19 protein-coding genes and 1 pseudogene are annotated in these 17,020 nt (G+C 56.8%); 10 read left to right on the forward strand and 10 right to left on the reverse strand.

What is annotated here, in order from left to right:
• The first annotated feature begins 30 nt into the window (after positions 1-30).
• From CW354_RS18360 to CW354_RS18370, 3 genes are read left to right on the forward strand one after another with little or no spacing between them, the layout of a single operon-like run.
• Positions 31-930, forward strand: a complete 900-nt coding sequence (locus CW354_RS18360; RefSeq protein ID WP_207764908.1) for an ABC transporter substrate-binding protein — start codon at positions 31-33, stop codon at positions 928-930.
• Complete coding sequence (fhuB, locus tag CW354_RS18365; RefSeq protein ID WP_165793816.1) at positions 927-2,912, forward strand: Fe(3+)-hydroxamate ABC transporter permease FhuB; 1,986 nt, start codon at positions 927-929, stop codon at positions 2,910-2,912. The genes CW354_RS18360 and fhuB overlap by 4 nt, the downstream gene beginning before the upstream one ends.
• Positions 2,909-3,745, forward strand: a complete 837-nt coding sequence (locus tag CW354_RS18370; protein ID WP_104831523.1) for an ABC transporter ATP-binding protein — start codon at positions 2,909-2,911, stop codon at positions 3,743-3,745. The genes fhuB and CW354_RS18370 overlap by 4 nt, the downstream gene beginning before the upstream one ends.
• 18 nt (positions 3,746-3,763) lie before the next feature.
• Here the strand turns inward: CW354_RS18370 and CW354_RS18375 are convergent, their stop codons facing one another.
• The 5 genes from CW354_RS18375 to CW354_RS18395 all read right to left on the reverse strand — a co-directional run bounded on the left by CW354_RS18375 (position 3,764) and on the right by CW354_RS18395 (position 8,666).
• Complete coding sequence (locus tag CW354_RS18375; RefSeq protein WP_104831524.1) at positions 3,764-4,585, reverse strand: hypothetical protein; 822 nt, start codon at positions 4,583-4,585, stop codon at positions 3,764-3,766.
• Between the two features lie 511 nt (positions 4,586-5,096).
• Complete coding sequence (locus tag CW354_RS18380; protein WP_104831525.1) at positions 5,097-5,831, reverse strand: PDR/VanB family oxidoreductase; 735 nt, start codon at positions 5,829-5,831, stop codon at positions 5,097-5,099.
• A 3-nt stretch (positions 5,832-5,834) separates the two neighbouring features.
• Entirely contained in the window at positions 5,835-6,776 is a 942-nt protein-coding gene (locus tag CW354_RS18385; RefSeq protein ID WP_104831823.1) for an alpha/beta fold hydrolase, read from the reverse strand.
• A 154-nt stretch (positions 6,777-6,930) separates the two neighbouring features.
• The gene (locus tag CW354_RS18390) at positions 6,931-7,788 is read right to left on the reverse strand and encodes a hypothetical protein (RefSeq protein WP_104831526.1); all 858 of its coding nucleotides are present in this window, start codon (positions 7,786-7,788) and stop codon (positions 6,931-6,933) included.
• A gap of 125 nt (positions 7,789-7,913) precedes the next feature.
• Positions 7,914-8,666, reverse strand: coding sequence for a MaoC family dehydratase (locus CW354_RS18395; RefSeq protein ID WP_165793817.1), 753 nt, complete (start codon positions 8,664-8,666; stop codon positions 7,914-7,916).
• 18 nt (positions 8,667-8,684) lie between these two features.
• On the opposite strand from CW354_RS18395, the gene CW354_RS23545 reads away from it, so the two are divergent.
• The 4 genes from CW354_RS23545 to CW354_RS18415 all read left to right on the forward strand — a co-directional run bounded on the left by CW354_RS23545 (position 8,685) and on the right by CW354_RS18415 (position 11,716).
• Positions 8,685-9,176: a cupin domain-containing protein gene (locus tag CW354_RS23545; protein WP_165793818.1), complete on the forward strand. Its 492-nt coding sequence runs from the start codon at positions 8,685-8,687 to the stop codon at positions 9,174-9,176.
• A 935-nt stretch (positions 9,177-10,111) separates the two neighbouring features.
• Entirely contained in the window at positions 10,112-10,402 is a 291-nt protein-coding gene (locus tag CW354_RS18405; RefSeq protein WP_104831529.1) for a hypothetical protein, read from the forward strand.
• Positions 10,380-10,592, forward strand: a complete 213-nt coding sequence (locus CW354_RS18410; RefSeq protein ID WP_104831530.1) for a hypothetical protein — start codon at positions 10,380-10,382, stop codon at positions 10,590-10,592. The genes CW354_RS18405 and CW354_RS18410 overlap by 23 nt, the downstream gene beginning before the upstream one ends.
• Positions 10,589-11,716: a bifunctional DNA primase/polymerase gene (locus CW354_RS18415; RefSeq protein ID WP_104831531.1), complete on the forward strand. Its 1,128-nt coding sequence runs from the start codon at positions 10,589-10,591 to the stop codon at positions 11,714-11,716. The genes CW354_RS18410 and CW354_RS18415 overlap by 4 nt, the downstream gene beginning before the upstream one ends.
• Positions 11,717-12,180: 464 nt before the next feature.
• Here CW354_RS18415 and CW354_RS18420 read toward each other — a convergent pair whose 3' ends face one another.
• Genes CW354_RS18420 through CW354_RS18430 form a run of 3 tightly spaced genes read right to left on the reverse strand, consistent with a single transcriptional unit; the run spans position 12,181 to position 13,083 of the window.
• Entirely contained in the window at positions 12,181-12,567 is a 387-nt protein-coding gene (locus tag CW354_RS18420; RefSeq protein ID WP_104831532.1) for a hypothetical protein, read from the reverse strand.
• Positions 12,560-12,772: a GDCCVxC domain-containing (seleno)protein gene (locus CW354_RS23960; protein WP_104831533.1), complete on the reverse strand. Its 213-nt coding sequence runs from the start codon at positions 12,770-12,772 to the stop codon at positions 12,560-12,562. Before CW354_RS23960 ends, CW354_RS18420 begins: the two co-directional genes overlap by 8 nt.
• On the reverse strand, positions 12,769-13,083 hold the full coding sequence (locus CW354_RS18430) for a hypothetical protein (RefSeq protein ID WP_165793819.1): 315 nt from the start codon (positions 13,081-13,083) through the stop codon (positions 12,769-12,771). The genes CW354_RS23960 and CW354_RS18430 overlap by 4 nt, the downstream gene beginning before the upstream one ends.
• On the opposite strand from CW354_RS18430, the gene CW354_RS18435 reads away from it, so the two are divergent.
• The 3 genes from CW354_RS18435 (at position 13,082) to CW354_RS18445 (ending at position 15,554) form a co-directional block, all read left to right on the forward strand.
• On the forward strand, positions 13,082-13,573 hold the full coding sequence (locus CW354_RS18435) for a MerR family transcriptional regulator (protein WP_243396477.1): 492 nt from the start codon (positions 13,082-13,084) through the stop codon (positions 13,571-13,573). The two genes, CW354_RS18430 and CW354_RS18435, sit on opposite strands and share 2 nt — an antisense overlap.
• A 234-nt stretch (positions 13,574-13,807) precedes the next feature.
• Complete coding sequence (locus CW354_RS18440; RefSeq protein ID WP_104831536.1) at positions 13,808-14,647, forward strand: type IV toxin-antitoxin system AbiEi family antitoxin; 840 nt, start codon at positions 13,808-13,810, stop codon at positions 14,645-14,647.
• Positions 14,637-15,554, forward strand: a complete 918-nt coding sequence (locus tag CW354_RS18445; RefSeq protein WP_104831537.1) for a nucleotidyl transferase AbiEii/AbiGii toxin family protein — start codon at positions 14,637-14,639, stop codon at positions 15,552-15,554. The genes CW354_RS18440 and CW354_RS18445 overlap by 11 nt, the downstream gene beginning before the upstream one ends.
• A gap of 60 nt (positions 15,555-15,614) precedes the next feature.
• Here CW354_RS18445 and lspA read toward each other — a convergent pair whose 3' ends face one another.
• Together lspA and CW354_RS18455 are read right to left on the reverse strand one after the other, a co-directional pair.
• Positions 15,615-16,148 (reverse strand): signal peptidase II, encoded by a 534-nt coding sequence (gene lspA / locus CW354_RS18450; RefSeq protein WP_104831538.1) that lies wholly within the window; start codon positions 16,146-16,148, stop codon positions 15,615-15,617.
• 20 nt (positions 16,149-16,168) lie between these two features.
• Positions 16,169-16,762: pseudogene (locus CW354_RS18455) on the reverse strand (cation efflux transmembrane domain-containing protein); the annotation flags it as partial.
• Positions 16,763-17,020 lie beyond the last annotated feature (258 nt).

Genomic DNA, 17,020 nt, shown 5'->3' on the forward strand with positions numbered 1-17,020 from the left:
TTGCGCAAGGACGCAGGCCGGAAAAGTGAAATGCACAAGCGGGGCATGAACCTCACGCGCCGGGCAGTGTTGCAGGGGATGAGCCTGCCTGCGCTCGCTGCCTGCGCTCCCGCTCCGGCTGGATTGTCCCGCGGCGGCGTCGCCGCGCTCGACTGGGCGCTCGCTGAAACCATGATCGCCCTCGGCGAGCCGCCCGCCGGCGTCGTCGCCGCCGCCGACTGGCGCCGCTTTGTCGTCGAGCCTGCCTTGCCAGATGGCGTCACCGATCTCGGCCTGCAACAGGAACTGAATTTCGAGCTCATTGCCGCGTTGCGCCCGCGGCTCATTCTCATATCGCCGTTTCTGGAGCGCTTCAAACCGAAGCTTGACCGCATCGCGCCATCGGTCAATCTCTCGGTCTATGAACACGCAGACACGCCGCTGGCCAACCGCATCAGGATTACCCGGAAGCTGGCCTCGCATATCGACGCCGAGCACGCGGCTGACGCGTATATTTCCGCGCTCGACGCGTTGCGCGATGAGGCGGAAGCGCGTCTTTCCAGGCTGAAGCGACGGCCGGTGCTGCTTGTCAGCTTCATCGACAATCGCCATGCGCGCGTTTACGGCGGAAGCAGTCTTTACGCCGATACGCTCGCCTGGCTCGGCCTCCAAAACGGCTGGAGAAAACCTGTGGGCTATTTCGGCTTCGCAACTGTAGGTCTGGAAGACCTCGCCACGGCAGCCGATGTCGAACTGATTGCGGTCGAACCCGTTCCGCCGGATATTTCACGAGCGTTGTCGTCAAGTCCGCTATGGACCGAACTGCCCTTCGTCAAGGCCGGGCGCGAAGGACGCATTCCCCCGGTGTTCATGTTCGGCGCCCTGCCCTCCGCACAACGCTTCGCCAAGCTGCTGCTCGCCTATCTGGAAACAAAATGGGACAGAGCTTGAAACGGACGCTTGATCCAGGATTGTTGTCCGGCGCCTTATCGGCCGCCGCGGTGATATTCGGCGCCATTCTCTTGCGCGAGCCTTTGCAAACAAGCCTCGCTGCAGATTCGGTTGAGGAGCAATTCGAGCGCCTCATCTTGCTGCACGCGACTTTGCCGCGGATAACGATGGCGATTCTCTGCGGCGCCGGGCTCGCCTTGTCGGGGACGATCCTTCAGCAAGTGCTTCGCAATCCTCTGGTCGCTCCCGACACGGTGGCGGTGAACGCCGGGGCAAGGCTCGCCCTCGCCCTTGCCGCCGTCCTGGCGCCAGGCCTGCTCGGCTTTGGCCGGGATCTCGTCGCGATCGCCGGCGCAGCCGTCTCAACCCTTCTCGTCCTCGCGATTGCAGGCTCGCGGCGATATTCCCCGCTATCGATGATCCTCGCCGGTCTCGTGGTCAGTCTCTATTGCGGGGCCGCGTCAACCGTCCTTGTGCTGCTCAAGGACCGGTATCTGGTCGGTCTTTTCATCTGGGGCTCCGGCTCCCTGAGCCAGCAAAGCTGGGAGCCCGCCATTCAACTGGCGCTGCGCCTGCTGGCTTGCGGGCTCCCTCTCGCGATGCTGATGCGCCCCCTGTCAGTCATGGACGCCGGTGAAGAGGCGGCGCGCGCCGTCGGCGTGCCGGTCGAGCGGGTCCGGATATTCGCGGTTGGGCTCGCCGTGCTGATGGCGGCGTTCGTCACCAGTGCGGTCGGCGTGATCGGTTTCATCGGCCTTGCCGCGCCCGCCCTCGCAACTCTGTGCGGCGCTGAGCGATTTGTCGCGCGGTGCTTTTGGTCGACTATATTTGGCGCCCTGCTGCTTGTGGTCACAGACCTGGCGGTTCAGGTGACAGGCGGGGACGGCGGCGCCTTCATCCCCACCGGCGCGGTGACGGCGGTGATCGGTTCGCCTCTGCTGCTTGTCTTCCTTTCGCGGCTACGCTCGCGCGAGCCGCAACTTCTTGCGGTCGATGCGAGCATGCCAGTGCGTACGCCGCATCCGGCCCGAAACGCGCCTGTATGGGCCTTTCTTGCGGCGGGGGCCCTGCTTTGTCTGTGCTTCCTTCCGCTCATCGGCCGCGCGCCGGACGGAAGCTGGTTCATTCTGCCTGCCAACATGTTCGGCGAAATCATGCCCTGGCGTTTGCCGCGCACGCTTGGCGCGGCGGGCGCCGGCGGCCTTCTCGCGATTGGCGGATACATCCTCCAGCGGGTGACGCAGAACCCGATGGCCAGCCCCGAAATCATCGGCGTGAGCGCCGGCGCGATCATGGGCGCGGCCATCGTTCTCGCTCTGGGCGGCGCAGCCTCCGAAATCAGTCTCGGCCTTGCGGCTGCGGCAGGATCGTTCGCGGCGCTAGTATTCGTTCTCAACATTGCGTTTCGCGGACCGGCGGCGCCCGAACGGATGCTGCTGGCGGGCGTCGCCCTGACGGCGCTCGTCGACGCCGCCGTCGGCGTGTTTTCCGCCAGCGGCAGTCCGTCCGCCGTTCTCTTACTCGCCTGGATGGCCGGCTCCGCCGGCGGCGTCGACATGACGATGGCGGCGAGCGCGTGCGCGGCGGCGCTGATCTTTCTCTGCGTCGCATTGCTCGGTTCGCGCTGGCTAGCCGTCCTGCCCCTGGGAACGCCCGTCGCCGCCGGGGTCGGCGTGCGGGTTCCGCTCGCGCTTTCCTCTCTCTTCGCACTTGTCGCGGTGATGACAGCCATCGCCACCCCGGTGATCGGACCATTGACCTTTGTCGGGCTGATGGCGCCCCATATGGTTCGCCTGCTTGGCGTCAGAAGCGCGCCGGCGGGTCTTGTCGCGAGCGCGCTGACGGGCGCCGCGCTGATGACGATCGCCGACAGCCTTGCGAGGACCATTGCGTTCCCGCTTCAACTGCCGACCGGCGTGCTGGCAAGCCTGATCTCCGGTCCCGTTCTTCTTCTGCTGATCGCAAAGGGAAGGAAGCAATGAACGAAATCCAGACTGGAGCACCGGCGTCGACGAGCGATACGCCAGAGAAAGCCGATGGCGCCGCTGTCGAGATCAAGGCCGCCTCCGTGTCGATTGGCGATGTCAACCTGCTCAACAATATCGACATCCGATTGGCGCCGTTATGCGTCACCGGCCTGATCGGCCCCAACGGCGCCGGCAAGTCCACTCTCGCAAAAGTCGTCGCGCGCCAGCTGTCGCTTTCTTCCGGCGAATGCAGGCTCGATGAAAAACCCTATGACGCCTTCGGCGCGCGCGATTTCGCCCGCCGCATCGCATATCTTCCCCAATCCATCCCCGTCGCCACCGGCCTGACCGTGCATGAGTTGGTCCGCACCGGGCGATATCCGTGGCACGGCGCCCTTGGACAATTCTCCGCCGATGACCGCGCGGCGGTCGACGAGGCTCTGGCCATCACCGGCATGGACAAGCTTGCAGACCGCTCGACGGACACTCTTTCCGGCGGAGAACGCCAACGCTGCTGGATCGCAATGCTTCTGGCGCAGCAGGCAAGCGTCCTGATTCTGGATGAGCCAATTTCCGCGCTCGACATACGCTTTCAGATTGAAACGATGAATCTTGTGCGCAGCATCTCTCGCATGCGTGCAGTCTCAATTCTGATTATCCTGCACGACATCAATCTCGCGGCGCGCTATTGCGATGAAATTGTAGCTCTTAAGGAAGGTCGCATCGCCTGGCGGGGACCGGCGGCCTCTCTCATCGACCCGGCTGTCCTGGAGCCTATCTACGACGTCCGGATGACCGTCCACACCGCCGGGGTTGTGAAACTCGCGTTTCCAAAGCTCGCTGATTAAACGCAAACCGGATCCTGGTCACTTCCAGAACGGGCGATTGACGGTCATCAACACAATCCCCTTTTCCACAATATGTTTTTCACAGTCGATCAGGGCGTCATTGTCCGCCATCAGCTTCCTACGCCAATCAGCCGCTGAGGTCTCCCATCGGGCGGGCAAGTCCTCGGCATCGTAAAACCTGTCGACCAACTCTGTCAGATAACCGGCGATATCGTGTCCATGCCGAATAGCATACATGCACATTTTTGCGAAATAGGTTTGACTGAGCAGCGTCCAGTCCGATTGCGCAAGGGCGTCCCATCGTTCCGGCGACCGGGCCAAAGCCTCGCCGGAAATTCGTTGCGCATCAATCGCATCGGCCTGAAAGCGCGGAATTTCGATGCTGCCGGCGCGTGACTTCAGTATGCCGATTGTATGCTGATACCCTGCGAGCTTCGCCGAAAGAATGGAAATCTCCTGCACGAGCGATGGCGTCAACGCATTCAAATGAACCATGATTTGATCGTTTACATTGTCGATAGCCGTTTCGATCTGCGCCAATTGCTCGACGAAATCTGCATTCAAAATGATTTCATCGTCCTCTGACGAAAACAACCGCAGCGTGGATTTTGCAAGCTGCACTCCCGAAACAAGCAAAGCCGTCGCAAGTTGTTTTCTGGTGTCAAGCCATTTTCTCTCCGTGTTCTTATAGTCGATATGTTGCAGCAGACGCGTCAGCAGGACGGTGACCAGGATCACTTCGAGCGCCATAACATGGAGACCCGCCGTGATGTTATCCAGATAACCGGGATGGTTGTAGATATCGCCTATGTTCTTGAAGAACGCCGCCGCCCATTCCATGTTTCCGCCCCCGCTAAAGTGCATGGATATTGAAGGCTTGTAACACAAGGGCTTGCAGATTGCATCTCACTGGCGGCATTCGACGAAACCAGGCCGATGACTTCCATCACGAATGAAACAACAGGCGCTTTCGAAGCACCCAAGCTGTGTCCGATCAGTACGGGAGGCGGAAACCGCCAGGTTAGGCCCATATAGCTCTCGCTCAGCCAACGGTTTCAATGCGTGCATCACATTGATCCGGCCAAAACCAAAAACAGATTATGGCTTCCGCTCGCACTTGATAGTGTCTCCCCACTTGATCCGGCTCCCGCTATCCGGGCGCGCCAAACAGATAGAGCTTCGATTAGGTACAAAATTATGGATATACACAAGCAACAGCGCTAATAGCCATTCGCCAATTAGCGGTTTGGAAACAATATTGTAATGCCAACGGCCCAAAATCGACTGTCGAGTCCCCGAACTCGTGTCGCACGGTAAATTTTTCGAACAGGCGCGGCCTGTTAATTTCAGCCTAGAGGTCTAAAGCAAGAAAGGGTGTTTTTGCTCGAGAACAACATGGAAGAAAAAGCTTGCCCTCTTCTTGCTCTTCCGGTGTGAGATAATTGTCCCTGTGATCCGGCGTCCCCTCCAGAACGCCTGTCAGGCAAGTCCCGCAAACCCCCTGCGAACAGGACGTCGGAACTTTAATCCCATGTTCCTCGAGAACCTCCGTCACTCTCTTTCCTGCGGGGATCGTGATGGTCTGCCCGGAGCTTGCGATCTTCACATCGAAACTACTGCTGTCCTCTTCAACCAACTCCTCCGCCTCGAAACACTCGTAATGGATTTGGCTCTCCGGCCAACCGCTATCTCGTGCAAATCCAAGAACAGCGTCCATAAATCCCTTTGGTCCGCAGACATATAAACGGGTATCAAGCTGCGGTTCGCCGAGTACAGATTCGAAATCGAGCTTTTGGTTGACGTCTTGATCGTCGAAATGAAAGTGGACGGCGTCCGCATATGACGATTCCGCTAAGCGTGAACGGAACGCGACCCGGTCTTCGGATCGCGCGCAATAGTGCATCTCGAAGTCACCGCTCTCCTGCGAGAGTTGCTCCGCCATGCACAGGATCGGCGTGATGCCGATTCCGCCCGCGAAAAGCAGACTTTTTCTCGCGCGCGGCGCTAATCTAAAAAGATTTCTAGGCTGACTGATTTCCAGAACATCGCCCCAATCGCGAAAAATTCGAAGGTGCGTCCTTCGCACGCTTCAGGCGGCGAAGAAGCCGGTGAGCGCGGCGAGCAGCGCCTCCGGTTGCTCCTCCGGTGGAAAGTGACCGCATTCGGATATGACTAGCGCCTCAACATTGTCGGCCAGTGTTCGGAACTCAGCCTCCACCATATCTCCGCACGCCAGAGCGCCGGCGAACGTGAAGACCGGCACGGTGACTTTTGCAGCCATGTGGCGGCGCAGCTGCGGGATCGTTTCATCCAGCGCGCGGTAATGATCGAAGCTCGCTTTTAGCGTTCCCGGAACGCGGCGCATCAGTTCGATGTAGAAGTCGCGCGCATATTTCGGCACCGCCTCTTCCGACGCGGCCTTGGTGGCGAACTGATAATTGAAGAACAGATCCTCGCGGCCTTCCACCAGCCGTTCGTTGATATCGAGCGCGCGATTGAAGCCGAAATGCCACAGGAAGTCGTTCATTTGCCGATGTTCCGGAATCAATGGCGGTGAAGGCGAAGCGCCCACGATCAGACCTTCGCCCAGAGCGATGCGTCTGATTCGTTCCGGCCGGCTCGCGGCCATTACATAGCCGACGATGAGGCCTATGTCGTGTCCCGCCATAAGAAAGCGGTCATAGCCAAGCGCATCCATCAAGCCGAACATGTCATTGGCCAGGGTGTCCACATCATAGCCGTCAGCCGGCTTGGCGGAAATGCCGAGCCCTCGCGGGTCCACCGCGATCACTGTGTAATGTTTGCTGAGCGGCAGCATGAGGTAACGCCAGGCAAACCAGCATTGCGGCCATCCGATATGGAGAAGCAGCGGCTCGCCGGAGCCGCCGATCACCGCATGCAATCTTACATTGCCAGTATCGACGCTGTAGCTCTGGAACGTGTCGGCGAACCCGTCGGGAAGCCGCGGCACATCTGTAACCGAGCCAAAGCCGGAAAGGAATGAGACTTTTTGGGAAGTAGCAAGGGTCATTTGATTGCGCTCCTTCATGGCAAGAGATTTTGTCAGCGGTTCCGGATCTTAACCGGATTGTATTTTAGCGCCTATTGCGACCTGAAAGATTGAACCGGCGCGCTCAACCAGTCCGCCCAAACAGCCCATATTGACGGCGGCCTGCGGGAAAGACTCAAAACATTTGCCCTAAAAAGGGGGTAGACGGAACATAACCGAAAATCGCCTCGTCCTTTTCTGCGAGCGAGCCAATCTCAACTTCGCGCTCGGGCTCGAGAATATAAGCTCCTCCTGCTTCGCCGTTTGTCACCATCTCGCTGGCGCGCCACCCGGCGTTTCTCACACGGTCGACGGCCTTTTTAACGACCGCAAGATCGCGAGATACGATCGCCACATTCAAAATGCCCTGATCCGCCACGGTATAGTCATCGGCTTTCGGACGACCGACCGGATCGAGATACTGAACGATCTCAAGCAGGAACCCGCCGCCCTTTACAACGAAGCTCTCGCTTCTGGCGCCATCAAGACTCCACAAGGCCTCATGTTCAGGTCCATGGATCGCCAAGTCGTCGGTTACATCGAGCTCGAGGACATTCGAATAATAGTCGCGCGCAGCAGCGAGGTCCGAAACCGAACTAGTGGCGTAAACCACCGCCGGCCCGGCGTCATGAAAATGCGGCGCGCGCCCGCCGGGAATGACATCGCTATCTTCCATGATTTCAACGAAGCAGCCGCTGAAAGGATCGCGAAACGCCAGCCGCCGCGGCTCTCCCGCTTGCGCCATTTCTCCCGTGATCGGGATGTCCCATCTCGCCAACACAGCTTTCGCCGCATCGAGATCCGGCGCCGCAATGCCGAAGCGGATCCACCCCAGATCGCAGCACCGCCAATCGTCGCGAAGCGGTCGCTGGGCGGGGTTGGTCAGGTGAAAGAATTCAAGCTGCACGCGCCGTTGCCGACCGATCAGCCACCACAACTGACCGCGCGCAGAAGGCGGCAGCCCCTGTATCGCCATGGGCTGCCCCCAGATCATGTGTCCTCCGGCATTCTGAAAGCCTAGCTCCACGAAAAGCCGCAACGAACCTGCGAGATCAGAGCTGTTAATTCCGATCTGTGCGATCTCCAATGGTGATTGCGCGTTATTCAAACCATCCTCCTTTAAGCCGGCGACTCAGTCTTGGCCTTGTTTTTTAAATCCTGCGATTGCGCCGCGCCGCCTTGAACGGCTGCATCCGTGACCTTGAAGTCCAACTGCGCCAGGCCGCAATCCAGAACAATTGTTTCACGGGCGGGGACCGACGCCCGGAACGCCACCACGTCCGTCGCCGACCGCCACATCTCTACAAGCAGCCTCTCGCCCGGAAATACGGGCGCGGTGAATCGGCAATCCAGACCGCGCAGCAAGGCCGGGTCATTATCGCAAGCCCAGCCGAGGATCGCCTTTCCGGCTATCGCGTATGTGCAAAGGCCGTGCAGAATTGGCGCAGGAAAACCGGCGTCGGCAGCAACCTGCGGGTCGGCGTGAAGCGGATTGTAGTCGCCCGATAGACGATAAAGCAGCGCCTGTTCAGGCCTCGTCTCAATCTCCATGCGAGCGTCGGGACCGCGGTCGGGCACGGGCTTTGAAGGGGGAAGCGTCTCGCCATACGAACCGCACCCGCCATCGCCTCGCAGCAGAGAAGTCTGGCGCACAGTTGCAATCAGAGCGTTGTCGCTTGCATCGAAAATCTGTCGAACAGCCCGGAGCAGGCACCCCTGCCCGGCTCCCTTGTCGACGATGGCGTCAATCCCCAACTCACCCCGTCCATGCTCTGGCACGATCATGGCAATGAAACCGACACGCCGATGATCTGGCTTGATGGGCTGGATATTCCGCTTGTGCAGATGCTGGACGGCAGCTTTGCGGAACATCGCGAGGATCGCGGCGCCATGCCCGCCACGCGTGAAGCGGGCGATTCCAATTTCCGCTGGGGCCGCAATCTCCGCCCTGCGCGAGTGGAAGCCTCTTCTGTCCGCGCCAATCCGCTTTTCATCTATCCTTTTGAGGAGTGGCGTGAATCCCTGGAAGTGATGCGCCGCTCGGATGACCCGCATCCGCACGACGCCTATCTGATGGAGTTCGTCAATCCGGTCGACGGCGGCTCCGTCATGTCGACAATTTCCGCCTTCGCCCGGCTGGCCCCGGCTGGTTTCCGTACGCAGCCAATGCGCAGCACCGACGGGATGGTTCATGTCGTTGTCGAGGGCGAAGGGACGATGTCAATCGACGGTAAAGACTATGATCTCAAACCGGGTGAAATCGTCGTCAGCCCCTGCTGGTCGGAAAGGATCATTGCAGCGCAAAGCGATCTCTTGCTGTTCAGCTTCTCCGACAAGGCGACCCAGGAAAAATTGTCGCTCTGGCGCGAACACCTGTCCTGAAAAGGTCCATTGTTAGATTCGAATACGCAGAAACCTCCGGCGTGACAGAAATTGAACGGATTTGGTGAGAGTTCGTCCGCAGGAATGACAATTCGTACGCCTTTCGAGAACCGGCCCCTGAGAACATTCCAGCTGGACGGGCTCTACCAAAAACGAAAACAGATGCACACCTTACAAAACATTGATTTATCTATATTTTTCTGTGTTTTTTACGACCTATCTCCTGTAAGAGCGCTCGAAAGTCCGCCTTTGGCGCCTGACATAAAGTTCGATACGCATTCACGAAGGGGAGCCATTCTAAATTTCCAAACAAAATCAACATTTAACAGCCGCTGCTGAGCGCTGCGCAGCCCCGCGCTATCGGGGTCCGATTCGTCGTTTTTCAATGAACCTGACATTAGGCTGACAGTCGTTTTTCTGAGCAGTCATGACCACTCAAGTCTGACTCGTGAGTCTGTCACCACTGCCCGTTTCCGTTTGTTCGCACTTGTTCCGGGATTTAAATCGCTACCTTGAAACCGGCGCGCGGCAGCCTTAACTGCCTAGTCTGCATACGACATAGCCCGCCCGCTTCCGCCCTCCTCTGGAGCCATGACGAAGCGACGCGAGCCTCCAGAAAACGCCCCACGGGGCGAGAGGTTTGCATTGCTATGTCTACAAAAACACCCCCTGAAGATTATCCGTTTGCTGATCTTTATTCACGCTCTGAAGCGGCTGAATATTGCAAGATCGCAACGAAAACTTTCGATAGGTACAAACGGCACCCACAAGCGCCGCCGCCACTCTATTATTGCCGTCGCCCGTATTGGCGCGCTCAAGATTTAAACAGAATCATTGCCCTACACATGAAGCAGCCGGTTTAAAAATGCCAAATTTGCGCTCAATCCATTTATGTGATATAGTCTTTGTACTGATAATGATAACTTCCATTTTCCATGAAAACCGATTTTGACGACAAAACACGCGAACAGCTTGACGAATATAACGAGGCGTTAGCCGACTTATGCGAACTTGAACGCAAAGTCCTCATTGACGGCGACAATGAGCTTCACAAGATCGCCGTTATCGGACTTTTCGATTTCCTCGTTCATCTCGCGCGCTCCGGGCATCTTGATCTGGTCGAACAGTGCGCGAACGGAATTGATCGAGCCATCGGATACAACCGCCTAGGAAAAAAGCAGAGCGAAATTAGAAGAAAAAAATATGCAGAAAGAAACAAAACATAAAGAAATAAAACGCCGCGCCAGCGAGCTTGAATATCGCAATAGCCGAGCCGATGCCGACGCGCGCGAGGAAGCCGTCAGCCGAGCCCTTGATTTTGTGATCGCCCTCGCCGAACGCGGCAAGCCGGGCTTGGCGATTGAATTGATTTCCTTTCTGGAAGGCGCGCTTAATAACAAGAGAGCTAAACAATGACGATCTTTCGCGATTTCGTGGCTCAATGGGGCGCTCTTCATGTCAATGTCTTGCCATGCGGCGGCAGCGATTGCGACAGTGGCAAGCCGCCGGTAACGATTGGCGGCTTTAAAAAGGACGGCGAACCAAAGCGATTCACTTGGTCACAATTTAAATTTAAGCGCCAAACCGCAAACACAAAGCGACGGCTTGCATTCAGCCATCCGAACGCAAACGTCGGCATAATCACGGGCGCTGTCAGTAATCTAACTGTGATTGACTTAGACGACGCCGACGATCTTGAGCGTGCATTACAGACCTTTGGCGATACGCCTGTAATCACGCGAACATTCCGAGGCTTCCATTGCTATTATCGTTGCAGCGGCGAGCCCTCTCAGACATTAGATAAATTCGGCTTTAGCGGTGAGCTTCAATCGACTGGACGTTATGTTCTTGCGCCGCCGAGCAAGCGTTATGACATTTCCAGCCGATACGCATTCCACAGAGGCGATTACACGCTCGTAAGTAATCTTCCCGCCCTCACCCTGCCGGAAGTCAAAGCCGTATCAGGCGCGCTCTACAGCGCCGACAAACCTGCACCCGAAGGCGTTCGCCGCCAGCATATCTTCAATCGCTTGCGTGAAGAGTACCGGCATTGCGATACGGTAGACGACCTAATCGATGTTGCCGAGACGATCCGGCAATCAGAGACCAAGCATAACGAAGGACACGCCTTCACAGCGGCGCAGGCGCGGCAGCAAGCCGTCCGAGTTTGGGAGATGGGGCAGACAGGACAACTCTACTTCTCAGGCGATCCGCACGGCTACATTCAAATGAACGGCACGGCGGCGCGCTTTCTTAAAGAATATAGCCTCACCGACGACAAGGGATGTTCAGCGAATAGCTTTGCTTCTGGCGTCGCGACGCTGCTTTATGCAACCCTGCTGACCGTTTGGAACAAGCGGGACATTTTCGGGAACAGGGAAGAGTTTCCAATTAGCGCGGCTGACATGGCGAATGTGACGCTAGGCTATTCAGAGGACACACTTAGGAACGCAATCAATTTGCTTATTGACGCCGGAGCATTAATCAGGGTACATACTGGTCATGGAAAAGGCGACCCACATTTATACTCGTTTCTCTGAAATGTGGCGGAATTGTGACGGACCCGCTCCGTATACTGACTAAACAAATATACCATATTTAATAATCATCTTAGTCTGAAATAAGCCTCTACCGGCGTCACTTTTCCAATTTTCCAATACCTGTTCGCAGTCATCCAACACCAGCCAGAGCCCGGCATTGATCGTGCCGATTTACTGCGCCGAAGACGGCTCGCCTACTCACCGCTTCGACGCCGTAAACGCTGCGCGCCAACACCAGCCTCTGGCTCAGGATTTCCCGCATGATTTCCCTCAAAACTTGACAAATGTGTCTAAGTGTGTTATTCTGTATACGTATTAAATAGATAAACATAATTTCCAATATTCCCTACCAGAGAAAAAATAGGAAGTACGAACCCGGCAGATACGGGAACACATTGACACCAGAAGCCAAGCAATCAGCTAATGCCAGCTTCATGACAGGGCATATTAGAGCATTGATTTAATTAGATTATTTCAACGTATACATAATGCAGGAATATGGGTTCGGTGAGATAGGTGAAAAGCGCGAGCGTAAAGGTTCCGCCGACGGCCATGATGAGTCCGTCCGGGCCGAGCGAAACGACCTCGAAGCCGACGAACAAAACAGCGACGCCGCCAGCTAGAAAGATCGGCCCGGAATAATAACAATGCCGGCGCCGGCAACGTTTCGCATTCATCACGCAAGCGAGCCCCATCCAGAACAACGCGCCGCTCATAATGAAGACGATTATGGGGAACGGCGCAAAGCCGCTCAAAAAGTTCGTTGAAAACAACACAGCGAGCGGCAAGCCCCAGGACCAGAAGAAAGGAAGCGGCCGCGCTGCATGATCGTTTGTCGTTCGATCAACCACAACATGCGCGCCCTTCTTGTATCGGCGGGCACTTCACATCGCCATAGGAGCAATAGACGCAGCAATCGCCGGCTTTTGGTTTCAAGACGGCGCCGCAGCCTTTGCAATCGTAAAACCACTGACACGCATTTGTCGGCATTTCATCGGTAGACTGATGCCCGCATTCAGGACAGGTGATTGTGGAGTGTTCGGTGATTACGCTCATTGGTTCACCCAACGAAGCAATTGAGGTTCATAAAAAGGCATGATGTAGGCGACAACAACCAGCAGCGCAGCAAGGACGAGGGTTATCGCGACTCTCTTGCTTGGTCGCCGCCCGTTCCAGAATGCGGCGATGATTGCGGCGCCAAGAAGAACGACCGCCGCGCCCATGAAATAGTGTTGAGCCCGCGCGAAGAAAGCGAGTTTGCCGACAAGAGCCGTACTGACGCCGAGATTGACCAGAATTAAGGGCAGCACGCAGCAGGACGCGCCGACAAAGGCCGCGAACCCTGACAAGACGCTTCCGCCGGCCATGACGCCGCCCTTTTTGGGGCGTTTGGAAGTTTTGCCTTCACTCGACATGAGCGTCATCCTAGTATCTGTAGTCGCTACAGGATCAAGGCCGATGGATGGATATGAGCTGACGATTGGGAAGCTAAGCGATCAAACCGGCGTGAAGATCGAAACCATCCGCTATTACGAAAAAATCGGACTGATGCCGGCGCCGCCGCGGACGGAAAGCGGGCGCCGGATGTATAATGACGCACTCGCCGACCGGTTGCGGTTCATCCGGCGTGGCCGCGAGCTTGGGTTTTCCCTTGATGATATCCGGACGTTGCTTGGCCTTGAGGATCAAAAACCCACCTGCGCGGAGGTGTTCGACATCACCTCAGCGCATGTCGATTTGATCCGGACAAAGATAACGGATCTCAAAAAACTTGAAAAAACCCTGTCGACAGTCGCAAAGGAATGCAGCCGCAATAAAACCCCCGACTGCGCGATCATCAAAACGCTGTTTTCGTGAGAAAATGCGCCCTTTTCAGGCAATCGCTGGCAAATCGGAATGCTGTTTCTCGTGGGGAGGAACCGCTTTCGCCGATTTCCGCGGTCAGGCAGGGGCCGCGCCGCGCCCCAGGCCGCCGCGCAGGGAAGCGGATGACTTTAATATTTAGCTGTTTTAATGGTAATTAACCCCGATCATGGGATTTCTATAAACAGGCCCTTGCCGTCGCTTTGCAATATCCCTATTTTATTGGTTATGACCCAACAACGCCAAGAACGCTTAAAGCCCCTGCTTGACGACCTGCCGCCCGGCTATGTCGCCGACGCGGCCTGGCTCGTGGGCCGCGGCATCGACCGCAAATCGATCCTGCAATATGAGCAGCGCGGCTGGCTCGAAAAACTCGCCCGCGGCGTCTACAGTCGGCCTGACACACACCGCGATGTCAGCGCCGCCAGCGACTGGCGGCGCCTCGTTCTCTCCCTGCAGCGGGTTATGGGATACGAGGTCCATGTCGGCGGGCGCACCGCCCTGTCGCTGCACGGCTTTGAGCACTATCTCAGCCTCGGCGCCGAGGCGGTGCCCATATATCTCTATGGCAATGTCCCGTCCTGGCTTGCGCGGCTGCCGAACGCGGACCGGTTCGAAACGAGAACTCTAAGCCTCTTCGGCGGATCAAAAACCGGTGTTGACGGCGTAGACGATGAAAAACAATCATCCCCGCCGCAACGACGATTAAACGACCTCATGGTTTCAACGCCCGAACGGGCGATCCTCGAACTCCTGAACGAGCTGCCGGCGGATGAAAGCTTTCACAACGCCGATATGCTGTTTGAAGGACTCGTCAATCTGCGCCCGCGTCTGCTCGAAGCCTTGCTCAAAGAATGCCGAAGCGTGAAAACAAAACGCCTCTTCTTCGTCTTTGCCGACCAGCACGATCACACGTGGCGGCAACATCTGGACCCGGACGACTTTGATCTCGGATCGGGCCCGCGCGCGCTTGTCGAAGGCGGAAGGCTGCATCCGCGCTACGACATCACGGTGCCGCCGGAATTGATAGGCGACATGCAAAACCCTGAGCCTGAAGATGGCCCGTGAAACCTATCTCGCGCAGGTGCATCTGCTCATGCGCCTCCTGCCCGTCGTCTCGACAGAGCCCGCCTTCGCTTTGAAGGGCGGCACGGCGATCAATCTTTTCCATCGCGACATGCCGCGGCTCTCCGTCGATATCGATCTCGCTTATCTGCCAATTGAAGATCGCGCGACTTCATTGAACGCCATTGACGCTGCATACGACCGCATCACGAGCCAGATCAACAAACTCCCGGGCGCAAGCGCCCAGCGCATAGCCGGCGGCGGCGCCGGCGACACGCGCATTCTCGCCGACGCCGATAGCGTCACGATAAAGATCGAAACCTCGCCGGTAATGCGCGGCGCCGTCGGCGAGCCGCGCCTGATGCGAACGACAGACGCCGTCGAAGACGCGTTCGGCTTCGTTGCAACGAATGTTCTCGCCTTCGACGATCTATACGCCGGAAAGCTGCACGCCGCGCTCGATCGCCAGCATCCGCGAGATCTGTTCGACGTCAAACTTCTCTATGAACACGAAGGACTCACTGGCGATCTTTTCCGCACTTTTCTCGTTTACGCCGCCTGTTCCAGCCGACCGATGCATGAACTTTTAGCGCCGAATGAAAAAGATATCTCTCAGGAATTCACTCGCGAGTTTGCCGGCATGACCGCCAAACCGGTCGACCTCCGCGAACTCACTTCGGCGCGCAGGCGACTTATCACCGATATCCAGGCGCGCCTCAACGGGGCCGCCGCCGATTTCCTGATCGGACTTCAGTCGGGTGAGCCAGACTTCACGCTTATCGGTTTGCCGCAGGCCGCAGATCTGCCGGCGATAAAGTGGAAAATTCTGAATTTGAAAAAACTGATCGCGGAAAATCCGGATAAGCATCGCGCGCAAAGCGACGAATTGAAATCAATTCTGCAGACATGAAATTGTCGCCAACTGGCGCGAGCCATACCTGATCTTGACCGCAGCAAGCGACGGTCGCCATCAAGGCAGAGATGGTTTATTCCTTGCTATCATCATGAAAAACGCAAAAATAGCAATGCCGCAAACGATCGCAGCATCCGCAAGATTGAATGCAGGCCAGTGAAGATCGCCCACATGAAAATCGAGATAGTCTGTAACCGCTCCATCGGCGAGGCGGTCAACAGCGTTCGCAATCGCGCCGCCTATAATCAAGCCAAGGCCTGTCGCCTCAACGATCCGAACTGTTTTAAGCAGGCGGAATGCGAGCCACGCTGCGATTAAAACGGCAACGGCGGATAACGCCCATGGCGCCCATGCGCTTTCCGAGCTCAACAGACCAAAGCTCACGCCGCGGTTAAAACCAAGCACCAGATTAAAAAATTGCGTGACTTCGATCGGGCCGCGGGTGTTAAGCAATAGTGTCGTTATGTATTGCTTGATGATGATGTCAAACACGACGACGACAATCGTCGACGCCAGTCCGAACACTACAGCTAAAGGCCGGGACGAACTTGTGAGTGTCGAGTCGGAACGACTGCTCGATGCGATGTTCATTCAGACCGGTTCCTTGCGCCCTATGGCGCCTGTTCGGCTGCATTCGCAGCGCGCAAATCTTTTCGGGCGCGATCAACAATGTTCCACGCCGAATGAAGAAATAGACCCGCAATCAGCAATGCAACTATCAGGTCGGGAAAAGACGAACCGGATAGCGCAACCAGCCCTGCTGCGATAAGGACAGCAACATTTCCGATAGCGTCATTCCGCGAGAACAGCCACACAGCACGCATATTCGCGTCACCATCCCGATAAGGCAGCAGCGGTATGACCGCCGCGACATTGACGATCAATGCGACGAACGCGAAGACGCCCATCAAGCCGGCTTCGACAGGCGAGTCGTTAAAGAGTCTAATCAAAGTGCTGCCAAGCACCCATGCGCCGAGCAGCCCGAGAAAAAGCCCCTGCATGAGCGCAGAACGCGCGCGCCATGCGATCGACCAGCCGATCGCCAACAATCCCAGAAACGTAATCGAACCGTCGCCGAGAAAATCGAGCGCGTCAGCTTTCAAGGCTTGGGAATTCGCCAAAAAGCCGCCGACAATTTCCACGAGCCCGTATGCAACGTTCAGCCCGACGACAATCCACAACGCGCGCCGATAACCAGGGGATCGAATCAATTCTTTATCAACGACGCAGCAATCTTCGTCATTCATATCAGACATCTCAGATAACAATGGTTGGAAATTCAGGGTGACTATTTCGCACCAACAACAGATTCATGCTAAAATTCACTTCTATTACTAACATCTTGATCCATATCATCTCACGGCGATGCATTATAAATGCTACAGCAACTGGAGGTTCAAGAGGCCGCCGAATGGCTTCTCGCTTTAAAATTGATTGATTTCAACTCAGGGTCAGTACGCAGC

The sequence above is a fragment of the Hyphococcus luteus genome (assembly GCF_002943565.1).
GTDB lineage: Bacteria > Pseudomonadota > Alphaproteobacteria > Caulobacterales > Parvularculaceae > Hyphococcus > Hyphococcus luteus.